This window comes from Acidovorax sp. HMWF029, assembly GCF_003060895.1.
Classification (GTDB): Bacteria; Pseudomonadota; Gammaproteobacteria; order Burkholderiales; family Burkholderiaceae_C; genus Acidovorax.
In genome coordinates, this window is sequence record NZ_QAIH01000085.1 from 1 (window position 1) to 21,471 (window position 21,471).

General features: G+C 64.6%; 20 protein-coding genes and 1 pseudogene. 16 read left to right on the plus strand and 5 right to left on the minus strand.

The genetic code is table 11. From position 1 onward, the window contains the following. Positions 1–121: 121 nt before the first annotated feature. The 8 genes and pseudogenes from DBR12_RS05165 to DBR12_RS05195 all read left to right on the plus strand — a co-directional run bounded on the left by DBR12_RS05165 (position 122) and on the right by DBR12_RS05195 (position 9,470). Positions 122–1,597: a PLP-dependent aminotransferase family protein gene (locus DBR12_RS05165; protein ID WP_199226630.1), complete on the plus strand. Its 1,476-nt coding sequence runs from the start codon at positions 122–124 to the stop codon at positions 1,595–1,597. Next, positions 1,594–3,501, plus strand: a complete 1,908-nt coding sequence (gene recQ / locus DBR12_RS05170) for a DNA helicase RecQ (RefSeq protein ID WP_108616274.1) — start codon at positions 1,594–1,596, stop codon at positions 3,499–3,501. The genes DBR12_RS05165 and recQ overlap by 4 nt, the downstream gene beginning before the upstream one ends. 144 nt (positions 3,502–3,645) lie before the next feature. Next, a complete protein-coding gene (locus tag DBR12_RS05175; RefSeq protein WP_108616275.1) occupies positions 3,646–4,491 on the plus strand; it encodes a hypothetical protein in 846 nt (281 codons plus the stop codon). Between the two features lie 476 nt (positions 4,492–4,967). After that, a pseudogene (locus DBR12_RS05180) lies at positions 4,968–5,054 on the plus strand (hypothetical protein); the annotation flags it as partial. Between the two features lie 22 nt (positions 5,055–5,076). After that, the gene (locus tag DBR12_RS05185; RefSeq protein WP_108616292.1) at positions 5,077–6,276 is read left to right on the plus strand and encodes a threonine ammonia-lyase; all 1,200 of its coding nucleotides are present in this window, start codon (positions 5,077–5,079) and stop codon (positions 6,274–6,276) included. A gap of 75 nt (positions 6,277–6,351) precedes the next feature. Continuing rightward, a complete protein-coding gene (locus DBR12_RS22310; RefSeq protein ID WP_199226631.1) occupies positions 6,352–6,498 on the plus strand; it encodes a hypothetical protein in 147 nt (48 codons plus the stop codon). A 98-nt stretch (positions 6,499–6,596) separates the two neighbouring features. Beyond that, positions 6,597–7,307, plus strand: a complete 711-nt coding sequence (gene queC / locus DBR12_RS05190) for a 7-cyano-7-deazaguanine synthase QueC (protein WP_108616276.1) — start codon at positions 6,597–6,599, stop codon at positions 7,305–7,307. Positions 7,308–7,598: 291 nt separating this feature from the next. After that, the gene (locus DBR12_RS05195) at positions 7,599–9,470 is read left to right on the plus strand and encodes a phosphoenolpyruvate carboxykinase (GTP) (RefSeq protein ID WP_108616277.1); all 1,872 of its coding nucleotides are present in this window, start codon (positions 7,599–7,601) and stop codon (positions 9,468–9,470) included. A gap of 196 nt (positions 9,471–9,666) precedes the next feature. Here the strand turns inward: DBR12_RS05195 and DBR12_RS05200 are convergent, their stop codons facing one another. Beyond that, positions 9,667–10,107, minus strand: a complete 441-nt coding sequence (locus tag DBR12_RS05200; protein WP_108616278.1) for a hypothetical protein — start codon at positions 10,105–10,107, stop codon at positions 9,667–9,669. A 125-nt stretch (positions 10,108–10,232) separates the two neighbouring features. On the opposite strand from DBR12_RS05200, the gene DBR12_RS05205 reads away from it, so the two are divergent. From DBR12_RS05205 to DBR12_RS05225, 5 genes are all read left to right on the plus strand, one after another. Further along, on the plus strand, positions 10,233–11,201 hold the full coding sequence (locus DBR12_RS05205; RefSeq protein ID WP_108616279.1) for a LysR family transcriptional regulator: 969 nt from the start codon (positions 10,233–10,235) through the stop codon (positions 11,199–11,201). 12 nt (positions 11,202–11,213) lie between these two features. Continuing rightward, positions 11,214–12,059, plus strand: coding sequence for a metallophosphoesterase (locus DBR12_RS05210; protein ID WP_108616280.1), 846 nt, complete (start codon positions 11,214–11,216; stop codon positions 12,057–12,059). Between the two features lie 113 nt (positions 12,060–12,172). Then, positions 12,173–12,595, plus strand: coding sequence for a universal stress protein (locus tag DBR12_RS05215; RefSeq protein ID WP_108616281.1), 423 nt, complete (start codon positions 12,173–12,175; stop codon positions 12,593–12,595). Between the two features lie 179 nt (positions 12,596–12,774). Next, positions 12,775–13,230, plus strand: coding sequence for a fasciclin domain-containing protein (locus DBR12_RS05220; RefSeq protein WP_108616282.1), 456 nt, complete (start codon positions 12,775–12,777; stop codon positions 13,228–13,230). 54 nt (positions 13,231–13,284) lie between these two features. Further along, entirely contained in the window at positions 13,285–14,223 is a 939-nt protein-coding gene (locus DBR12_RS05225; RefSeq protein ID WP_108616283.1) for a fasciclin domain-containing protein, read from the plus strand. Positions 14,224–14,300: 77 nt separating this feature from the next. Here the strand turns inward: DBR12_RS05225 and DBR12_RS05230 are convergent, their stop codons facing one another. After that, on the minus strand, positions 14,301–14,924 hold the full coding sequence (locus DBR12_RS05230; protein WP_108616284.1) for a TetR/AcrR family transcriptional regulator: 624 nt from the start codon (positions 14,922–14,924) through the stop codon (positions 14,301–14,303). A gap of 133 nt (positions 14,925–15,057) precedes the next feature. Then, positions 15,058–15,969, minus strand: coding sequence for a LysR family transcriptional regulator ArgP (locus tag DBR12_RS05235; RefSeq protein ID WP_108616285.1), 912 nt, complete (start codon positions 15,967–15,969; stop codon positions 15,058–15,060). Positions 15,970–16,087: 118 nt separating this feature from the next. Here DBR12_RS05235 and DBR12_RS05240 point away from each other — a divergent pair, with 118 nt between their 5' ends. Beyond that, positions 16,088–17,425 (plus strand): D-amino acid dehydrogenase, encoded by a 1,338-nt coding sequence (locus tag DBR12_RS05240; RefSeq protein ID WP_108616286.1) that lies wholly within the window; start codon positions 16,088–16,090, stop codon positions 17,423–17,425. A 61-nt stretch (positions 17,426–17,486) separates the two neighbouring features. On the opposite strand, the gene DBR12_RS05245 is transcribed toward DBR12_RS05240, so the two are convergent. Next, entirely contained in the window at positions 17,487–18,173 is a 687-nt protein-coding gene (locus DBR12_RS05245) for a hypothetical protein (RefSeq protein WP_108616287.1), read from the minus strand. Positions 18,174–18,271: 98 nt separating this feature from the next. Here DBR12_RS05245 and DBR12_RS05250 point away from each other — a divergent pair, with 98 nt between their 5' ends. Both DBR12_RS05250 and DBR12_RS05255 read left to right on the plus strand, forming a co-directional pair. Next, positions 18,272–18,922, plus strand: coding sequence for a TetR/AcrR family transcriptional regulator (locus tag DBR12_RS05250; RefSeq protein ID WP_108616288.1), 651 nt, complete (start codon positions 18,272–18,274; stop codon positions 18,920–18,922). Beyond that, a complete protein-coding gene (locus DBR12_RS05255; RefSeq protein ID WP_108616289.1) occupies positions 18,919–19,482 on the plus strand; it encodes an NAD(P)H-dependent oxidoreductase in 564 nt (187 codons plus the stop codon). Before DBR12_RS05250 ends, DBR12_RS05255 begins: the two co-directional genes overlap by 4 nt. Positions 19,483–19,498: 16 nt before the next feature. On the opposite strand, the gene DBR12_RS22145 is transcribed toward DBR12_RS05255, so the two are convergent. Then, positions 19,499–21,471: hypothetical protein (locus DBR12_RS22145; RefSeq protein ID WP_158274973.1), on the minus strand; the 1,973-nt coding region annotated here is incomplete at its 5' end.

Below are 21,471 nucleotides of genomic sequence, written 5' to 3' on the forward strand. Positions count from 1 at the left end.
GGGTCATGGGGCTCCTTGGGGGTGGTGCAGCGGTGGTGCGGCAGATGCCATGCCAGTGTGAGCCACTTTGGCCTTATAAATGAGTCCAATTTCTCCATACAAATAAGACCAATCCAATTCCATGGCCACCATCAAGCCCCGCCTTCTGCTCGCGCTGATGGAGACCCAGGCCACCGGCGGGCGGCGGGCGCGCCTGTGTGCTGCCTTGCGCGAAGCGGTGCGCAGCGGCCAGGCCGTTCTGGGCGAGCGGCTTCCTTCCAGCCGCCACCTCGCTCAGGACCTGGGCCTTTCGCGCGTGACGGTCGAGGCCGCCTATGCGCAGCTGGAAACCGAGGGCTACCTGCGCCGCCAGGTGGGCCAGGGCAGTTTTGTGGCCATCGACATGAACACCACGGCGCCCCGCAAGACGGACGGCCCCCTCCGTCTTGCGGGCGCTGTCGGTGCAAGGCCGGGCCTGTCGGCACGGGGCCAGCGCATGGTGGAGACGGGGGGCTGCCACGAGCCCGAGCGCCCGCGCGCCTTCGTGGCGGGCAGCCCAGACCTGCAGGCTTTCCCCACCGGCCTGTGGCGCCAGTTGCTGCAGCGGCGGCTGCGGCAAGACGCGGCATCGTTGATGTTCTATGGCGACCCTCAGGGCCTGCCCGCGCTGCGCGAAGCGATTGCGCGTTACCTGGGCTTGTCGCGCGGGGTGCGCTGCCACGCCGGACAGGTGCTGGTGCTGACGAGTTCGCAGCAGGCGCTGCAGCTGTTGTCGGCCACACTGCTGGACGACGGCGATGCCGTGTGGATGGAAGACCCGGGCTACGCCGGCGCCCGCACGGCCTTCAGCGCCAGCGGCGCCCGTCTGGTGGACATGCCCCTGGACGACGAGGGTGCCACGCTGGACGCCGCGCGCCCCGCCCCCCGCATGATCTACCTGACACCCTCGCACCAGTTCCCCACGGGCCGCGCCATGTCGCTGGCGCGGCGGCTGGCCTTCATCGCCCACGCCCGGGCCACCGGGGCTTGGCTCATCGAGGACGACTACGACAGCGAGTTTCTGTACGACCACCAGCCCACCCCGGCACTGCAGGGGCTGGACGACCTGGGCCAGGTGGTCTACATCGGCACGTTTTCCAAATCGCTGTTTCCGTCGGTGCGGCTGGCCTACATGGTGCTGCCCGAGGCGCTGATCGGCCCGCTGGTGACGGCTCGCACCATCTACGACGGCCACCCATCGCAGCCCATGCAGGCAGTGGCCGCAGACTTCATGGACCAGGGCCATTTTGCGGCCCACCTGCGGTTGATGCGGCAGCTCTACCGCAGCCGCCGCGACGCGCTGCTGCAGGCGCTGCACAGTCACGTACCCTGGGCAACCCCCATGGACAGCCGGGGCGGCCTGCAGATGGCCGTGCGCCTGCCTGAAGGGAGCGAGCAGGCCTGCACGCGCCAGGCGGCAGGCCTCGGCGTTGCCACGCCCAGCCTGAGCGAGCTGTACCACACGGCGCCTGCGGTTGCAGGCTGGCGGCTGGGCTTTGCGGCCCTCACCCCCGATGCCATCGATGCAGCGGCACGTGCCCTGGGGCGCATCAGCGCTCATGGACAATACCGGGGATGAATGTGATCGAAATTTCTGCCCCAGGCGAGACACTGTCGGCCTGCTCCGCCGTTCTGCACGAAGTCTTCGGTTACAAGGCATTTCGGGGCGCGCAGGCTGAGATCGTCACGCATGTGAGCAATGGTGCCGACGCGCTGGTGCTCATGCCCACGGGAGGCGGTAAGAGCCTGTGCTACCAGGTGCCCGCCATCGTTCGCCAGCGGCAGGGGCGCGGGGTGACCATCGTGATCTCGCCACTGATTGCACTGATGCACGACCAGGTGGGCGCACTGCACGAAGCGGGGGTGGATGCGGCTTTCCTCAACTCCACACTGAGTTTTGACGAGGCGCAGGATGTAGAACTGCGCCTGCAGACCGGCGACATCACGCTACTTTATGCGGCGCCCGAGCGGCTGAACACGCCGCGTTTTCTGGGCCTGCTCGACAGCCTGTACGAAGGCGGGCACCTGTCGCTCTTTGCCATCGACGAAGCGCATTGCGTGAGCCAATGGGGCCACGACTTTCGCCCCGAGTACCGTGCGCTCACGGTGCTGCACGAACGGTATGCGGGCGTGCCGCGCATCGCGCTCACGGCCACGGCGGACGACCTCACGCGGGCCGACATCATCGAGCGGCTGCAGCTCGAAGACGCGCGGCTGTTCATCAGCAGCTTCGACCGGCCCAACATCCGCTACACGATTGTCGAGAAGAAGGACGCCACCACGCAGCTGCTGCGCTTCATCGAGCGCGAACACGCGGGCGAGGCGGGCGTGGTGTATTGCCAGTCGCGCAAGCGGGTGGAAGAACTGGCCGCCACGCTGTGCGACGCGGGCCTGACGGCCCTGCCCTACCACGCGGGGCTGGACACCAAGGTGCGCCAAAAGAACCAGGACCGTTTTCTCCGTGAGGAAGGCATCGTGATGGTGGCCACCATCGCCTTCGGCATGGGCATCGACAAGCCCGATGTGCGTTTTGTGGCGCATGTGGACATGCCCAAGAACATCGAAGGCTACTACCAGGAAACGGGCCGCGCAGGCCGCGACGGGCTGAATGCCGACGCCTGGATGGCCTATGGCCTGAACGACGTGGTCAACCAGCGCCGCATGATCGACGAGAGCCCTGCAGGCGAGGAGTTCAAGCAGGCGCTGCGCGGCAAGCTCGATGCCCTGCTGGCCCTGGCCGAGGCCACCGACTGCCGCCGCGTGCGCCTGCTGGCCTATTTCGGCGAACAGTCCACGCCCTGCGGCAATTGCGACAACTGCCTGAACCCACCTGCGGTGTGGGACGGCACGGACGCCGCGCGCAAGCTGCTGTCCACCATTTACCGCGTGCACGCGGCCAGTGGCCTGACCTTTGGAACAGGTCACATCATGGACATCATGCGTGGTAAGGACACCGAGAAGGTCCAGCAGTTCGGGCACGACAAGCTCTCGACCTTTGGCGTGGGCAAGGAGTATTCCGAAGCGCAGCTGCGCGGCGTACTGCGCCAGCTGCTGGCCATCGGCGCCGTGGGCCTGCACAAGGTCATGCTGGAGAGCGGCCACAGTTTTGACACCCTGAGCCTCACCGAAGGCTCGCGCGCCGTGCTCAAGGGCGAGGTGCCGGTGCAGCTGCGCGAATCGACCGCCGCCGCGCCTGCCAAGCGCGCGCGCACCCGCAAGGGCACGGGCAGCGCGCCGCCAGCGGCCGCCGCCAACCTGGGCCCGGATGCGCAAGTGCGCTTCATCAACCTCAAGTCCTGGCGCGCCGAGGTGGCCCGCGAGCACAACCTGCCCGCGTATGTGATCTTCCACGACGCCACGCTGGCAGCCATTGCCGAGCGCAACCCCGCGTCGCTGGACGACCTGCAGGGCATCAGCGGGATGGGGGCGAAGAAGCTCGATGCGTATGGGGCGGAGGTGTTGCGGGTGGTTGGAAACAACTAATCAGGTGTGGCTCGCGGACGATCAATAAATCGTCATGACGCCTTGCAAACAAATGCGTTACAAACCTGCTAGCCCGCGATACATTCAATTCGGCATTTCGTTTCAACAGCCAGTTCAAACATTCATTCAAGAGAGGGTATGTAGATGTTCTTAAAAAAATTGGTGGCTACAACACTGCTCACTGGGGCGAGCTTTGCACAAGCATTCGCACCCCAAGCAGGCACTTGGATTGTGACATCCGAGATGGATGGCAAGCCGGGCCGTGGCTTCGGCATTGATGTACAGAACACCACGATGGTGATGCAGATGTACGCGTACGAAAGCAGCGGCCAATCCACCTTTTATCTTGCTGTAGGAGAGGTCATTGACAACAAAGTGACAGCATCACTGAACAAATACAACGGCGGTCGCTACTTTGGTAGCGGAGCTCGGTCTGGAACCGATGCGGGCAGTGCGGGCAGCGTGAGCATTCGTTTTACATCCGGAACTACCGGATTCATCAAATTCCCCAACGAAGGCGAGATTGCAATTTCTCGTTTCAGCTTCGGCTATGGTGCCGTTGCTGAAAGCCTGCGTGGTTTCTGGACACTGAATTCGATTGGGTCTGAAGGCCTGCAGGCGGATCTGGTTGAGCTCTCCAAGAACCTGGGCGCCACGGCCAATGGCAATGGCCTGATGGCCAATGCAGGGGAGACCTTTGGTTGCGAGCACCAAGTGCGGGGCTCCCTCGCTGGCAACGTGCTGTGCGCCAAAATCAACGGCAGTGGCCAATTGCTGCGCACTTACGTATTGATCTACAGCGTAAATGAAGGTGAAGGGTACTCGCAAGCCTCTGCAACTAGCACCCAACAGTCTCTGCAAGTTCGGCGCATCACAACGCCCAAAGGCGTTGGAACGGGGCTGCTCTACAAAGAGGCAGAACAGGGCTCGGGTCCGAGCGCTCTGCGACAGCAGATCGAACATGTTTCCCGTTTTGGTTTGACGCAGTAAACAACCCCAAGCGCCCATACAAGGGCCACCACAGGTCATACCCTGCGGATGTGAGTCGATAGGAACCACGGACCGCACGGCAGGGTGTGCCACCGAAGCGCGCCAGCGGCTGGACGGTACTCTTGACCACCCAGTCGTTGACAGACCAATCCGCCAGAGATTGGCCTAAAGCCTGCAATTCGTCTTGATCAAAAGCCCGGCATGCTCTGTAGCACTGCACTCATGCTCCACTCCACCTTCAAGCAGATGGCGCAATGACTGAATCGCTTTGGCGCTGCGGCCAGGGACACCCAGGGTCGCATCGTTCCGATGCTTCCCATTTTTGACGCCGCCCCGTACCCAATCGAGCAAATGTAGCAAGTCCATGGAACACGCGCGTGGCCCCCCCGCCAGCCGTACCAGTCTGAAGTCAATGAAGTCCGTCAACCAGCAGGAGAATGACGGATATATAGAAGAGCAGATTCACCGAGGAACAGATCGTCGGGTTCCTGCAGCAGGCCGAAGCAGGCATGCCGATCAAGGAGCTTTGCCGCAACTGCGGCTTCAGCGATGCGCTCCTCTACAGACGTGCGCCACAATGGCGCCATGCTCACCCTCCAAGACATCCGCGACGCCGCCACCCGCCTACAAGGCCAGGTGCTGGACACCCCCTGTGTCGAATCCAAGACACTCTCGCAGATCGTGGGCGCGCAGGTGTTCCTCAAGTTCGAGAACCTGCAGTTCACCGCCTCGTTCAAGGAACGCGGCGCCTGCAACCGGCTCACGCTGCTGTCCGAGGACGAGCGCGCCCGGGGCGTGGTGGCCATGAGCGCGGGCAACCACGCGCAGGGCGTGGCCTACCACGCGCAGCGCCTGGGCCTGCGCGCGGTGATCGTGATGCCGCGCTTCACGCCCGCAGTGAAGGTGGAGCGCACCCGTGGCTTTGGCGCCGAGGTGGTGCTGCACGGCGACACGCTGGAAGAAGCCCGCGCCCACGCTTATGCCCTGGCGGACGCGCAGGGCCTGACCTTTGTGCACCCCTACGACGACGAGGGGGTGGCTGCGGGCCAGGGCACGCTGGGCCTGGAGATGCTGCAGGCCGTGCCCGATCTGGACACACTGGTGATCGCCGTGGGCGGCGGCGGGCTGATCTCGGGCGTGGCCACAGCCGCCAAGGCGATCAAGCCCGGTATCGAGATCGTGGGCGTGCAGACCACGCGTTTCCCTGCCATGTTGAACGCGGTCAAAGGCACGCACCACCCGCAGGGCACTTCGACCATTGCCGAAGGTATTGCCGTGGGCACGCCCGGCAAGATCACGCAGGAGATCGTCAAGCGCCTGGTGGACGACCTGGTGCTGGTGGACGAAGGCGACATCGAGCAGGCCGTGCTGATGCTGCTGGAGATTGAAAAGACGCTGGTGGAAGGCGCAGGGGCTGCTGGCCTGGCGGCGCTGGTTCGCTACCCCGAACGCTTCCAGGGCAAGCGCGTGGGCCTGGTGCTGTGCGGCGGCAACATCGACCCGCTGCTGCTGGCAGCCATCATCGAGCGCGGCATGGTGCGATCCGGCCGCCTGGCGCGCATCAAGGTCAGCGCGCGCGACGTGCCCGGCGTGCTCGCGCGCATTACGGCCACCGTGGCTGACGCCGATGCCAACATCGGTGAAGTGCACCACCAGCGCGCCTTCACCATGCTGGCCGCGCAGAACGTCGAGATCGAGCTGGTGCTGCAAACCCGCAGCAAGGCCCATGTAGACGAAGTGCTGAATCAACTGCGCACGGCGGGCATGGAGGCTGCGCTGATGTGAACACCAGACACTGCTGGCCGCCACGGCGCACAGGCGGCTAGAATTGCGCAAGTTTTCAGCATCTGGAGCCCCACCATGTCCGACCACAACACTTCTCACACCCCTCAGACCGCAGCGCACGACCCCGTGGAAAACGTCGTGCCCTTGATGCCCGTGGTGCTTCCCGTGGTCGGCGGCGTCCTGATTTTCCTGCTGGCCTTCATCGCCGTGTTCATGGCCTGATCCGCCCGCAACGCTGCCAAACGCCCCGCGCTGCGGGGTTTTTTTTTGCCCTTCACTCTACCGTTATCCCCGTTTCCACCTTCTGACCAGGAGCCCCCATGCGACCCGGACACGCCCTTGTTCTATTTTCTGGAGGCCAGGACTCCACCACCTGCCTGGCATGGGCGCTGGAAAACTTCGCCCATGTGGAAACCATCGGCTTTGACTACGGTCAGCGCCACCACATTGAGCTGCAGGCGCGGCAAACGGTGCTGGCTTCGTTGCGCGCCCGGTTTCCGCAGTGGAATGCGCGAATGGGCGACGACCACATGCTGGACCTGGCCGTGCTTGGCCACATCAGCGACACCGCGCTGACCAGCGACGCCGAAATCCAGATGACCGCCGCCGGCCTGCCCAACACCTTTGTGCCGGGGCGCAACCTGCTGTTCTTCCAACTGGCGGCCGCCGTGGGCTACCGGCGAGGCTTGCACACGCTGGTGGGCGGCATGTGCGAAACCGATTTTTCGGGCTATCCGGACTGCCGCGACGACACGCTCAAGGCCCTGCAGGTAGCAGTGTCGCTGGGCATGGGCCAGCGTTTCACGTTCGACACCCCGCTCATGTGGCTGGACAAAGCCGAGACCTGGGAGCTGGCCCGGTCACTGGGCGGGCAGGCTCTGGTCGATCTGATCGTGACCGACTCACACACCTGCTACCACGGCGTGCGCGACACGCTGCATGCCTGGGGCTATGGTTGCGGCACCTGTCCGGCCTGCGCGCTGCGCAAAAGCGGCTATGAGCGCTGGAAAGGCAGCCCGGCCAGCCCGTGAGGCACGCGGAGCATCTACGCATAACCCCATGCTTTTTTTGCATGGTTTTGACCCCTGTCTGACAGACAAACGGGCGGCAGATTCATAAAATTGACATCCCAGCCGACCCGCGGAATCCGTGGAATAGCCTCCACCCCGTGGTGGCTGACACACGCTCCCGCCCGCCGACTGAGCAAGAAAGCCGTTTTTTCAAAGGCAGCGCTCAGCACCGCAACTGCGCCAGGCCTTGCCGCGTTCCGCCCGGTCCGCTTCCTTTGAAAAAACTGTTTTTCAACTTAGGAAGCTCCCCCGATGAACGCACCCACCATGCAGGGCCTGAACCTTAACGCCCCGTCTTACGTCAAGAATGCCCGGCTGCTCGCCTGGGTGGCCGACATGGCCGCACTGTGTAAGCCCGAGAGCATCTACTGGTGCGACGGCACGAAAGAAGAGTACGACCGCCTGTGCCAGCAGTTGGTCGACGCCGGCACCTTCAAGAAGCTCAACCCCGCCAAGCGCCCCGGCAGCTTCCTGGCTTGGTCCGACCCCTCGGACGTGGCCCGTGTGGAAGACCGCACCTACATCTGCTCGGCCGCCAAGGAAGACGCAGGCCCCACCAACAACTGGATGGCCCCCGCCGAGATGCGCGCCACGCTGCAGCCCCTGTTCGACGGCTGCATGAAGGGCCGCACCATGTACGTGGTGCCCTTCAGCATGGGCCCGCTGGGCAGCCACATTGCCCACATCGGCGTGGAGCTGACCGACAGCGCCTACGTGGCCGTGAACCAGCGCCTGATGACACGCATGGGCAAGGCCGTGTACGACGTGCTGGGCGTGGAAGGCGAGTTCGTTCCCTGCATGCACACCGTGGGCGCACCCCTGGCCGAAGGTGAGAAGGACACGACGAGCTGGCCTTGCAACCCCAAGGTCAAGTACATCGTGCACTACCCCGAAACGCGTGAAATCTGGTCCTATGGCTCGGGCTACGGCGGCAACGCGCTGCTGGGCAAGAAGTGCCTGGCACTGCGCATCGCCTCCACCATGGGCCGCGACCAAGGCTGGCTGGCCGAACACATGCTCATCCTGGGCGTGACCAACCCCGCTGGCAAGAAGTACCACGTGGCGGCTGCCTTCCCCAGCGCCTGCGGAAAGACCAACTTTTCGATGCTGGTGCCTCCAGAAGCTGGCTTTGCAGGCTGGAAGGTCACCACCATCGGTGACGACATTGCCTGGATCAAGCCCAACGCCGACGGCAAGATGGTCGCCATCAACCCCGAAGCCGGCTACTTTGGCGTGGCCCCCGGCACCAACATGCACACCAACCCCAACTGCATGAAGAGCCTGGACAAGGACGTGATCTTCACCAACGTGGCCCTGACGGACGATGGCGACGTGTGGTGGGAAGGCATGGAAAAGGACACCGGCAAGCTGCCCGACCACCTGATCGACTGGCAAGGCAAGGACTGGACGCCCCAGATCGCCAAGGAGACCGGCGCCAAGGCGGCCCACCCCAATTCGCGCTTCACCGTGGCCGCCGCCAACAACCCCGCGCTGGATGCCCAGTGGGATGACGCCAACGGCGTGGCGATCGACGCCTTCATCTTTGGCGGCCGCCGCTCGACCACCGTGCCGCTGGTGACGGAAGCCCGCACCTGGACGGAAGGCGTTTACATGGCCGCGACCATGGGCTCCGAGACCACTGCAGCCGCATTTGGCGCCCAGGGCGTGGTGCGTCGCGACCCCTTCGCGATGCTGCCGTTCTGCGGCTACAACATGAGCGACTACTTCCAGCACTGGCTCAGCATGGAAGGCAAGATCGCCGCCACCGGCAAGGCCGTGCCCAAGGTGTTCTGCGTGAACTGGTTCCGCAAGGACGAGGCAGGCAAGTTTGTTTGGCCCGGCTATGGCGACAACATGCGCGTGCTCAAGTGGATGATCGACCGCATCGAAGGCCAGGCCCAAGGCCAGGAAACCATGTTCGGTGTGGCCCCGCAATACGCCGAAATCAACTGGACGGGCCTGGACTTCAGCGCCCAGCAGTTCGACGCCGTGACCAGCATCGACAAGGCCGCCTGGGCCGAGGAGTTCAAGCTGCACGATGCGCACTTCGAGCAGTTGGCCTACCACCTGCCCCAGGCGCTCCTGGACACCAAGGCCGCGCTGGAGAAACGCCTGGCGGCCTGATGCTGCTGTCGTGATGTCTGAGAAGCTTTCCCTTCAAAGCCGCTCCGCCTTCTGGCGGGGCGGCTTTTTTTGCGCCTGGCTCGCAGGTACAACAAGTCCACGCAGCGCCCCCTAAGAAGGCATAAAAAAAGCCGTGGCAGGCCACGGCTTTCAATTGCTTGCTCCTTGCCGCCCACCAGTGCGGCAGGTTCAGCGGTCAGTAATACTTGCGGATGTCTTCCACCGTGGGGATGCCCATCGCGTGGTTCAGTTCGGCCATGATGCGGGGGTCCTTCATGGCAACATGCCAGGTGCGCTCGTCTTCGGCGGCGCGGCGGCGGCTTTCCGCCCAGGCCTGGACGCCACTGCGCAGGGCTACGCCAGCGCGGCGTGCGGGGGTGGTGAGCAGGGCCAGGGCGGCAAACGCCACCAGCCACAGCACCATCCAGGCGGCCAGCAGGTGGCCTTCGCTCCAGGTATCGATCACCTGGTTGGCCACCACCAGCAATGCGGACACCACGGCCGCCAGCAGGAGGGAGGCAGCGCCACGGGCGCCGTCAAAGCGGGCGGCGGCGCCCTTCAGGGCTGCAGCGGCGTTTTCGGCGCGGACAACGCCGGGGTGTTCGGTAGGGTATTCAACGTGTGCAAAGGCGGTCATTTCGGTTTCCCTTTTCTAACGCTTGTGGCGAGATTGCCGGGCGATGGGGTGATATTAGGGTTTACCCTTTGCATGTTCAAGTTTATATTTTGAATCATGGATATTCACAATGGTGATGACTGGCCATGACACCCCTGAACTTCCGCTCCCTGGACCTGAACCTGCTGCGCGTTTTCGACGAGGTGATGGCGGAGCGCAGCCTTACGCGCGCTGCGCACAAGCTCTCTATCACCCAGCCCGCCGTGAGCAACGCCATGCGGCGCCTGCGCGAGGTGCTGGGGGATGAGCTGCTGGTGCGCAGCGGCCAGGGGGTAGAGCCCACCCCCAGGGCGCTGGCACTGTGGCCCCCGGTGCGCGAGGCTCTGGCCCATCTGCAGGAGTCCCTGGCCCCGGGCCTGTTCGACCCGGCCACTGCGGAATCCACCTTTGTGCTGGCCATGGCCGATGCCACGGCCGCCACGCTGGTGCCTGCCCTGGTCGAGATCATCGAGCGCGAGGCGCCCGGCATTGCCATCCGCGTGCTGCCACTGACCACGCGCGACCCCCGCCGCCTGCTGGACGAAGAGGCCGCCGACATGGCCGTGGGCTACTTCCCCGCCGCACTGGCCGACCTCACAGCCCGCGCCCAGTCGGGCGGCGTGGTGGCCTTTGAGAGCCGCCGCCTCTACGACGGCGAATATGTGTGCGTGATGCGCCAGGGCCATCCGCTGGCGGATGCCCCTCTCACGCTGGACGCCTACTGCCAGGCACGCCACATGCTGGTCAGTTTTTCGGGCCGTCCGTTTGGCTTCATCGACGAGGCCCTGGCCTCGCTGGGGCGTGAGCGCAAAGTGGTGATCACGGTCAACCAGTTCTTCACTGCAGGGCGGGTGGTGTCGGGCTCGGACCTGCTCACCGTGTTGCCGCGCCACTTTGTGCCCGTGACCGGCATTGCCGACAAGCTGGTGCAAAGGGCCCTGCCGCTGGATGTGCCACCCGTGCATGTGGACGCGCTGTGGCGCCGCCGCGGCCCGCAGCAGGCGGCCATGACCTGGCTGCTACACGCGCTGGCACGTTCTGCGCGGCGCACCTTCCCGGAGCAGGAGAGCCCGTAGACTGTGTGCTGCATGAACATCCAGCTCCTGTCCGACCTCCACCTGGAGGCCCATCCCCACTTTGTTCCTGAACCCACCCCCGGTGCCGACGTGCTGGTGCTGGCGGGGGATGTGGGCTCCTACCAGAGCGGCTCGCAACTAGCCGACGATGATTTTGGCCTGGCCCGCTTTTCACCCCTGCCCCAGCACGCGGGCTGGCCCACGCCAGTGCTGTTTGTGCCAGGCAACCACGAGTACGACGCGCAGGACTTCGACGCCGCCCACCTACGCCTGCGCCAGACCTGTGACCGGCTCGGCATCGCCTGGCTGGAGCGCGAAACCCTGGTGCTGCAGGGCATCCGCTTCGTGGGCACCACGCTCTGGAGCGACTTCGACGCCCTGGCCGACCACGAGGGCTGCACCGACCTGGGCCGGCGGCTGAAACTGCGCGACAAGGCCTTCCGTGCCGCCAACTTCTACCTGCGCAAGACCGGCGGCACGCGACATGGCGAGCCCTTTCTCGCAGAGCCCCTGCGCCAACAGGCCCTGGCCTGCCAGGAATGGCTGGCCACCACATTGCAGCTGCCGTTTGACGGCCCCACCGTGGCCGTCACCCACTTTGCGCCCAGCCTGAAGAGCGCAGACCCGCGCTATGGCCTCGTGCCCGGCACGGCAGGTTTTTGCAACGCCCTGGACCACCTGCTGCCCCATGCGCAGCTGTGGCTACATGGACACCTGCATGCGCCCAGCGACTACATCGCAGAAGGTTTGCACAGCGACGGGGCTGTCTGGAGGTGCCGCGTGGTGGCCAATCCACTGGGCTATGCCCGCAAGGGTGAACAGGCCACCTTCCGGCCCCGATGGGCGGTCACCGTATGATCCAGGCGCGAATCCAGAGAATTCGCCACGCGCCGGACAAAAAAGCATGACCCAGGTCAAGACAACAGGCACCTGCGCAGAGTAGTCTGCCTTATCCCTTTTCGGAGAACACCATGAACATCCTGCTTGCTGTCGATGGCAGCGCCTACACCAAGAAAATGCTGGCCTATCTGGCCACCCATGAAGAACTGCTGGGCGGCACCCACACCTACACTGTCCTGACAGTGCAGGCCCCTCTGCCTGCCCGCGCCCGTGCGGCCCTGGGCAAAGACGTCGTGGATGCCTACCACGCCGAAGAAGCCGACAAAATCCTCTCCCCTGTGTGCAAGTTCCTGGCCCGCCATGGCGTGGACGCCAAGCGCAGCGTCAAGGTGGGCACCGTGGGCGAAACCATTGCCAAAGTGGCAGACACCGGCAAGTTCGATCTGCTGGTCATGGGCTCGCACGGTCACGGTGCAATTGCCACCCTGGTGATGGGCTCGGTCACCACCCAGGTGCTGGCCCACAGCAAGGTGCCGCTGCTGATCGTGCGCTAAGCCCCCTGCGTCTTCAGGCGCGACCCCATCAAGCCCCGCATTTGCGGGGCTTTTTTTCGCCCGCAATTACCAAATGGTCTTTACATGACTAATTGGTTTACTTTTAAACCAATTGGTTATACATTCGCGCCACGCCCATCTTGGCGTGTCATTTCCATCGAAACCGAGAGGAACGACCCATGAAAAAGACCCTGATTGCGCTGGCCCTGACGGCGGGTGCCACCTTCGGCGCCATGGCGCAGGACATCGTCGATACCGCCGTGAAGGCGGGCAATTTCAAGACCCTAGTGGCTGCAGTGCAGGCCGCTGGCTTGGTGGACACCCTCAAGGGCCCAGGCCCGTTCACGGTGTTTGCGCCCACCGACGAAGCCTTCGCCAAGATCCCCAAGGCCACGCTGGACGGTCTGCTGGCTGACAAGGCTGCACTGACCAAAGTCCTGACCTACCACGTGGTACCGGGCAAGGTCATGGCCAAGGACGTGAAGGCCGGCAAGGTCAAGACAGTGCAGGGCCAGGAAATCACTGTGTCCACCAGCGCAGGTGTCATGGTGGACCAGTCCAAGGTTACGGCCACCGATGTGCCTGCCAGCAATGGCGTGATCCACGCCATCGATACGGTGCTACTGCCTAAGTAAGCGCCCGCTCACACCTTCAGTCCAACCACGATCCATCCACGAGGAGAAGCCGCCATGAACACCGCATTCAACCGCCGCACCGTCCTGATGGCCGCCGCCCTGGGCGCGAGCACCACCCTGCTGCAAGCCTGTGGGGGCAGCGACGACGAGCCCCAGCGCAACATCGTCGAGCTGGCGCAGAACACCCCGGACCTGAGCATCCTGGTCGAGGCCGTCACGGCAGCCGGGCTGGCCAACACCCTGACCACCGGCACGCTCACCGTGTTCGCCCCCACAAACGCCGCCTTTGCGGCGCTGCTGACCGAACTGGGCGTGACCAAGGACGCATTGCTGGCCAACAAGCCGCTGCTGACCGCCGTGCTGACCTACCACGTGCTCGGCAGCAAGGTGATGCGGGCCGATGTGCCGCTGGGCAAAGCCATCACCCCGGTGTCGGGTGGTTTCTTCAAGATTGAATCGAGCAACGGACTCAAGATCACGGATGGCCGCAACCGCGTGAGCACCATCACCAGCACCGACATTCAGGCCAGCAATGGTGTAGTGCACCTGGTGGACAAGGTGCTGCTGCCCGCCGACAAGGACATCGTGGCCACCGCCTCTGCGCTGCCGGACTTCAGCATCCTGGTCGAGGCCGTGGTAGCCGCGGGGCTGGTAGGCACCTTGCAGGGCACCGGCCCGTTCACGGTGTTTGCGCCCACCAACGCCGCATTTGCCGCACTGCTGACCGAGCTGGGAGTGACCAAGGCGAGCCTGCTTGCCAACACCGCGCTGTTGACCAAGGTGTTGACCTACCACGTGGTGCCAGCACGCGTACTCAAGGCAGAGGTGCCCACCAACACCGCCATCACCACGGTGCAAGGCCAGAGCTTCACCGTGAGCCCCAGTCTGGTGATCACCGACCAGAATCTGCGCACCAGCAACATCACGGCCGCCGATGTGTTCACCAGCAATGGTGTGATCCACGTGGTGGACAAGGTTATCCTGCCCAAGTGATACACAGAGGCACGGCCCGCACGCAAAAAAGCCCGGCATGCCGGGCTTTTTTTGTGCCTGGTCAGACCAGGGATGGGCTACCGCGCCGCCAATCCATCAAAACAGGTGCGCACTACCAGGTCCACGATCTCCGCGTCTGAATACTGGCCGCTTTCCTTGAGAAAACTCACCACCGGGTCGCAGGCACGGGCATAGAGGGTGTACAGCACCACGATGGGCGGCAGACTGGGGCTGATCACGCCCTGGGCCTGGGCTTCGGTGATCCATTCGCCAATCTGATCGCTCACGCCCACCAGGCCATTGAGATAGTCCTTGTTAGCCATGAGCACGGCACGCAGCGTGGAGTTGCGGCTGGGAAGCAAGGGCATCTCATTGGTCAGCAAACGCTCAAGCGACCAGCGCACCAAGGCACGCAGCTTGTTCAGCGGCGGCATTTCGGCGGGCAGGCCCGCCAAATAGGTTTGCACCCGTCCGAGAATCTGCACCATGGCAGCACTGCACAGTTCTTCCTTGCTGCAGAAGTGCTTGTAGAGGCTGGCCTTCGCAATGCCCACGGCATTGGCGACGTCGTCCATGGTCATGGCGTCAAAGGCCTTTTCGCCTAGCAGGCGGCAAGCCGACTGGAGGATGGCTTCCTCGCGCGCCTGGTGCATCTGCTCTTTGAACGAGACTTTGGTTGGCTGGGTTTGCATAGTCTTCATTTTATACATTGCAGTAAAAAAATAAATGACTAAGTTGCAATGCAACCACGTCGTTCACGCTTTGGCCAGCGCAACGCATGCCTTGCGCTGCATGCCTGGGGAGTGCGCCTGGGAGGCACGCCCAGGACTTCACTCAGGACACCAGCGACTGGGCTGCGGCACCGGTCAGCGCGGCCGACAAGGCATCGAGCAACTCGGATTCCAGGTTCCAGCAATGCCAGTAGAGCTGGATGGGCAGGGAGCGACCGGGCGCTAGGTCCACCATGCTGCCGTCGGCAATCGGGCCGCGCGCCAGCAGCTCGGGCACCACGCCCACGGCCCAGCCTGCGGCCACGGCACGCATCTGGGCTTCGGAGCCGGGCACAAACAGGTGGTTGAGCGCCACACGCTTGAGCCCAAAGGCGCGCGCCACAAACTCGGCCGCCATGTCGTCCTTGCGGTTGAACGACAGGAAAGACACATCGCGGAAGTTGTGCGGCGTGAGACCCTGCGGCAGATGCTGCTCTGCATAGCTGGCCGAGGCCACCGCCACATAGTGCATGGCCCCGAGCGGCACCATCTTGCAGCCGCGCAGCGCCTGCTTGAGCGTGGTGACGCAGCCCAGCACCTGGCCCGAACGCAGCCATTCCTGGGTGAAGTCCTGGTCGTCCACGATGATTTCCAGCGGCAGGCGCTCGCGCACCAGGTCGTGCAGTGCGCCCATGGCCCAGGTGGCGATGCTGTCGGCGTTGATGGCAATCGAGATGCGCTCGTCCTCGCGCGTGCCGCCGGGCGCGCTGGGCGCCAACTCCTGCAGGTCGCGCTCCAGGTCGGCGCGCAGCAGGCGCATCTGCTTGGTGTGCTTGAGCAGCAGCTGCCCCGCCGACGTGGGCCGCAATGGGCGGCTGCGCACGATGAGCACCGAGCCTACCTGTGCTTCGAGCGCGCGCAGACGCTGCGACACGGCCGACTGCGTGACGTTAAGGCGCTGGGCGGCGCGCTCAAAGCCGCCCTCTTCGACGATGGCGGCAAGGCATTCGAGGGCGGCTGGGTCGTAGGTGCTCATGACAAGGGTCTCCAACAAGGCGGTGCCAGAGTGCTGGCTTTATTAGACACTCTGATGTTTTTGGAGTAAGTTTAATTTTGCTTTTAGTTGAAAGCAATGTCGCGCACACTGCGCCCTCATGAAAACCATTGTTTTGGGCGCCGGCATCATCGGCATCAGCACCGCATGGCACCTGCTGGAGCGGGGCCACGAGGTCATCGTGATCGACCGCCAGCCCGATGCGGCGCTCGAAACCAGCTTTGCCAACGCGGCGCAGATCTCGGTGAGCTACTGCGAGCCCTGGGCCAACCGCGAGGCGCCGCTCAAGGCGCTCAAGTGGATGTTCGACAAAGAGGCACCGCTGCTGTTTCGCCCGCAGATGGACTGGCAACAATGGCGCTGGGGCCTGCAGTTCCTCGCGCAGTGCAACGACGCGGCATTTGAGCGCAACGTGGCGCAGATCGTGGCATTGGGTGCCTACAGCCATGCGGCGCTGAAGGACCTGGTCAACACCACCGGCATCGAATACAACCGGCTCGAACGGGGCATTGCCCACTTCTACACGGACCAGAAATCGTTTGACGCTGCGGGCCACGCGGTGGAACTGATGCGCAAACATGGCGTGCAGCGCCGCCTGGTGAGCCGTGACGAGCTGCTCAAGATCGAGCCCGCCTTCAAGGCCTATGGCGACAAGATCACCGGCGGCACCTACACCAGCACCGACGAAAGCGGCGACGCCCGCGTTTTCACGCAGGAGCTGGCGCGCCGCTGTATCGCGCGAGGTGCGCAGTTCCTCTACGGCCACGATGTGCTGCGCCTGAACAAGATTGGCAATGCTATTGATTCTGTAGCTGCAATGCCCCGCCAGTCGCGCGGAGACAGCAAAAAAGACTTCATATTGAAGGCCGATGCCGTCGTAGTGGCCTGCGGTTCCTACAGCGCTCCCCTGCTGCGCAGCGTCGGCGTTCATCTCCCGATCTATCCCGGCAAGGGCTACAGCGCCACCTTCCCCCTGCTCCGACCCGAGGGCGCCCCCATGGTCTCGACCATCGACGACGGCAAAAAAATCGCCATGAGTCGGCTGGGCAACTACCTGCGCGTAGCTGGCACCATCGAGCTCAACGGCTGGGACCTGACGCTCGACAGCGCCCTGGCCCGTGCACGTTGCCACATGCTCTCGCGCCGCATCGAAGCCATCCTGCCCGGCGTGTGCGACACCCGCACACCCGAGGAAGGCGGCAACCCGCAGTACTGGACGGGTCTGCGCCCCGCCACCCCCACCAACATCCCCTTCATCGGCCGCACGCAAGTGGGCAAGCTGTGGGTGAACGCTGGCCATGGCACGCTGGGCTGGACCCACGGGGCGGGCTCGGGCAAAGCGCTGGCCGAACTCATCAGCGGCCAGGTGCCTGCGATGAACTTCGGATTCTGTGGCATGGAGCAGGGCAACCGCACCTTGACGACCAGGGTGGCCTGAGCCGCATCCACGCTGCGCCAGCACGGCACGGGTTCCCCTTGACGGCAGGGCGCGTCCTCCGTCAACCAGCCACTGGCGCCATGCCGGGCATGGCGGCCAGCAGCACCTCAATGCCCCGAAAGCCCCCCGCCAGCATCACCACCAGCGTGGTCGCCAGCAACACCCCCACCACCAGCGCCGCCGCCAAAGCCAGGGCGCGCTGCCTTTCGGGCAGGTTCCAGTAGAGCGCACAGCCCACATGGGTGCCCAGCGCCAGCACCGCCAGAAAGTAGTACGGCCCGAAGAACCACTGCCAGGGCGGCATGTGCATGCCCGCCGCTGCAAACTGCAGATTGGTGTCCACCCCCTGCTGACGCGCCACCAGCACCGCCGCCACATGGATCAACAGGAACAGCGACAGGTAGCCACCCGACACCGCCTGCGCCCAAGCCACCGCACCCCTGCGCTGGTGCCAGCCGCGCCACAGCAGCGTGAGCCCGCTGACGGCCTGGAACAGCACACCGGCCAGCAGCAGTCCCTCGACCACAGGCTGGCGATAGACGCTGCGCATTACCTCCAGCACCTCCTGGTGCGCAGCCGCCCCTGCCAGGCCCGCGAGATGCCCCAGCAGATGCACCACCAGGAACAGCGCCAGTGCCAGGGCGCTGGCGCGGTGCAGCGTGCGCAGGGCCGGGCGCTGGCGCCACACCCAGGTGCCCGCCAAGCCGATGGTGGCGGCGCCCAGGGCGAGCTGGCTGGTTTCGTTCATGGCGGGGTTCTCCGGGTGGTGCGTTTGTTTGGAATGGATGGGGGCAGAATAGGCCGACCCAGCCATACCGCCTACTCGCATTGCGCTCAGGTTTTCCCATGTCCAAAGCCGTTTCAACTCCCCGACGCACGCCCCGGCAGGAACGCTCCCAGTTCACGGTGGATGCCATCTTTGAAGCCGTGGCCCGCATCGTGGCCACGCAAGGCGAAGGCGCACTGACCACCAATCGCATCGCCGAGCTGGCGGGCGTGTCCGTGGGCTCGCTCTACCAGTACTTCCCGAGCAAGGAGGCCATCCTGGTAGCCATGCTGGACCAGCACTGCGACCGCGTCATGCTGCAGCTGGACGCGCTGCTGTCCCAGGCACGCAGCGAAGGCTGGCCCCCCGGGCAACAGGTGCGCCGCTATGTGCGCCACTACCTGCAGGCATTTGGCGGCGGGCCGCAGGAACTGCGCGCCCTGGCCCGCCTGTCGTGGAAACAGGACTATCGCGCGACCATGCTGGTGTCGGTGCGGGGCACCAGCGAACGCATCGCACTGCACCTGCAGCGCATGGCCGACGAACACCACCTGCAGGCGCCATCGGCAGCGCAGCTGTTCGTGCTCACGCGCGCCTTCATGGGGGCGGTGCGCGCAGCGTCGCTGGAGCAGTCGCCGCTGCTGGACAGCGCAGAGTTTGAGGATGCGCTGGTCGCGCTGTGCCTGGCCTACCTGCGGCCCGCACAGGCCAGCGCTACGATGGAGCCATGACAATGCCCACCGCCCCCCACTACCTGTTCCTCACCACCTCCACCCGCGAGCCGGGCCATATCGGCAACACCGAGTGGCTCGCCCGCCAGGCCGCCGCCGCCCTGCCGGCAGGCACCGCACAAACCTGGCACCACCTGGCCCGCATGGACCTGCCGCCTTTTGTGGACCAGCGCCACACCACCGGCACCTATGCACCGCCCGAGGGCGATATGAAGACCCTGCTCGACGCCACGCTCGCGGCCACACACATCGTTTTTGTGGCCCCGGTCTACTGGTACAGCATCCCCTCGCCGCTCAAGACCTACCTGGACCACTGGAGCGCCTGGATGCGTGTGCCGGGCCTGGCGTTCAAGGAGCCCATGGGCGCCAAAACGCTGGCGCTCATCACCACCAGCGGCGACCGCACCAAGGCACAGCCCATGATCGATTCGGTGGCGCTGTGCGCGCAGTTCTTGTCGATGACCTGGGGCGGCGCCCTGTGGGGCAAGGGCGGGCCACCAGGGGCGGTGCAGGGGGATGCGCAGGCACTGGCGGCGGCACAGGGCTTTTTGCGGGCATAAACGAAACCTCAGCGGGCTACATTGCCATCAGCGGCAACGTCTGCACCGTGGTCTGCAGGGTTTGGTCCAAGGTGACGACACCTTGGGGGTTACGCACGGTGATCTGACCGCCGGTGGCGGTGTTGCCAAAACGCAGCAGCACAGTGCGGCCGTCGGCCATCCGCAGCTCCACGCCAGTCTGGGCGGCGGTGTGCGAGGGCGAGGCCTGGGTGACAGACTGGTCCGTGGCCAGCACATTCAAGAACGCCGTGTCAGTACCAGCCGCATGCTCGGCCTCCAGCAAGGTGGCTGTGTTGCCCGCTCGCAGTTCCGCTCCAGGGCCGCCCAGTGCCGCCCATGGCTGGGCACGCAGCGTGAGGTTGGCGGGGGCGATAGCGGTCACATCCAGCCGCTTGCCCGCCACAGTGAGCGCGGCCGTATTGCCTGCCACGCTGGGCATGCCGGGCAGGTTCATGCTGAAGACGCGGCGCACGCCGCTGGCGGTGCTGACCCGATCGAACACCACCACGGTAGCGGGTTTGATAAACAGGTATTCACGCTCCCACTTGGCAACGCTGCCGGATGCGCCATACATGGGCGTGACACGGGCCAGGCCATAGCTGTAGGTCGCGTTGTCGTCCAAGGCAAGCATGTCGCAGCTGCGATTCCAGCCTTGCCGCACCTCGTTGCTGCCATGGAAGAAACGCACCAGGTTGTGGAAGGCCTCGTCTTGCACGATGCCTGATCGGCTGTCGATGTTCGCGTCCTGCGCCAGCCAGGCTCCCCGGTAGAGGGTGAAGCTGCCTTGGTCCCGGTGGGCATGGCTTTCACTATAAGGGCCGCAGATGAGGTTGGAGTACACCGCGTCACGTGTCCAGGCACCGCGCATGGAGAACTGCCCCGATCCGCTGGCCCAGTAGGCCGTGCCCAGTGCGGCCAGAGGCTCCGCAGGGATGTCGGTGGTGTCATAGAGAAAGTCATTGAAGTACATGAATGGCTGCGACATCTGTTGCACGCTGGACGCAGCCAGCAAGCTCCTGGCGGCGCCGCTCACCCGGTCGTTGGGGTAGAGGCGCATCAGCGTTTGCAGATAGGCGCGGTGGTAGTCGAACAACTGGGCAGTCTCGTCGCGCGCATGGTCGCCCGTTGGAGTGAGACGATCAAGCGTGGGAACGATGGAGTGCAACATGGCGGGAATGGACGCACGGGTGTGGGGCGTCAGATCGGCAATGCGCTCGGTGGTGGACTTTTCCCACCAGTCATACAGCTGCCAGAGGTTCATCAAGGCCGTGCCATAACCCGTTCCCTCGCGCGACCCTCCGCCTTGCAGATCCCGCGTGAACGTCGGCACCAGCTGGCTCTGGATCTTCTCGGTGCGGAACTTGTGGATCCAGTCCTGGGCCTGGGCGTTCTCGCCATGGGTAGCCAGACCGAGCAGCATGGTGGCCTGCAGGAACGAGTAGTAGTAGTTGTTGGACGGGTTGTCCACCGACCACCCCGTCCACGCATAGGAGGTGGCGCCCCAACGGGCGTTCTGGTGGTTCCATACGTTCCAGACCGCCTGGTTGGCATAGGCACGCCAGCGGGCACGCTGAGCGTCTGTCATGGCAGAGCGGCACCAGTCATAGACCATGGCGACATTGCCAATGGTGGGGCCGACCTCCAGGTAGCTGTCATACGCCACCGTGGCGCGTTGGTTACTGTTGATCAGCAATTCTTCCGAAGCGACAAAGTTGTCCGTCCGGCTGACGGCATAGGTGCAGTACGACGCCTGGCCGGTGATTTGCCCCATCAACGCGGCATACCACGGCGCAAATGCGTAAATGCTGGCCCCACCCACCTGGCGGTCCACCATGGCCTTGAAGCGCACGGCCGATGGCGCGCCGGTATTGACCAGGCTCCGGTAGCGCGCCAGCGTAGGCGGGTGTGCGATGAGAATGCGTGGGCTGCCCAGCGGGGCGATCACCACCGGCCCGGTGGGTGGAGGTGGAGGTGGAGGTGGAGGTGGAG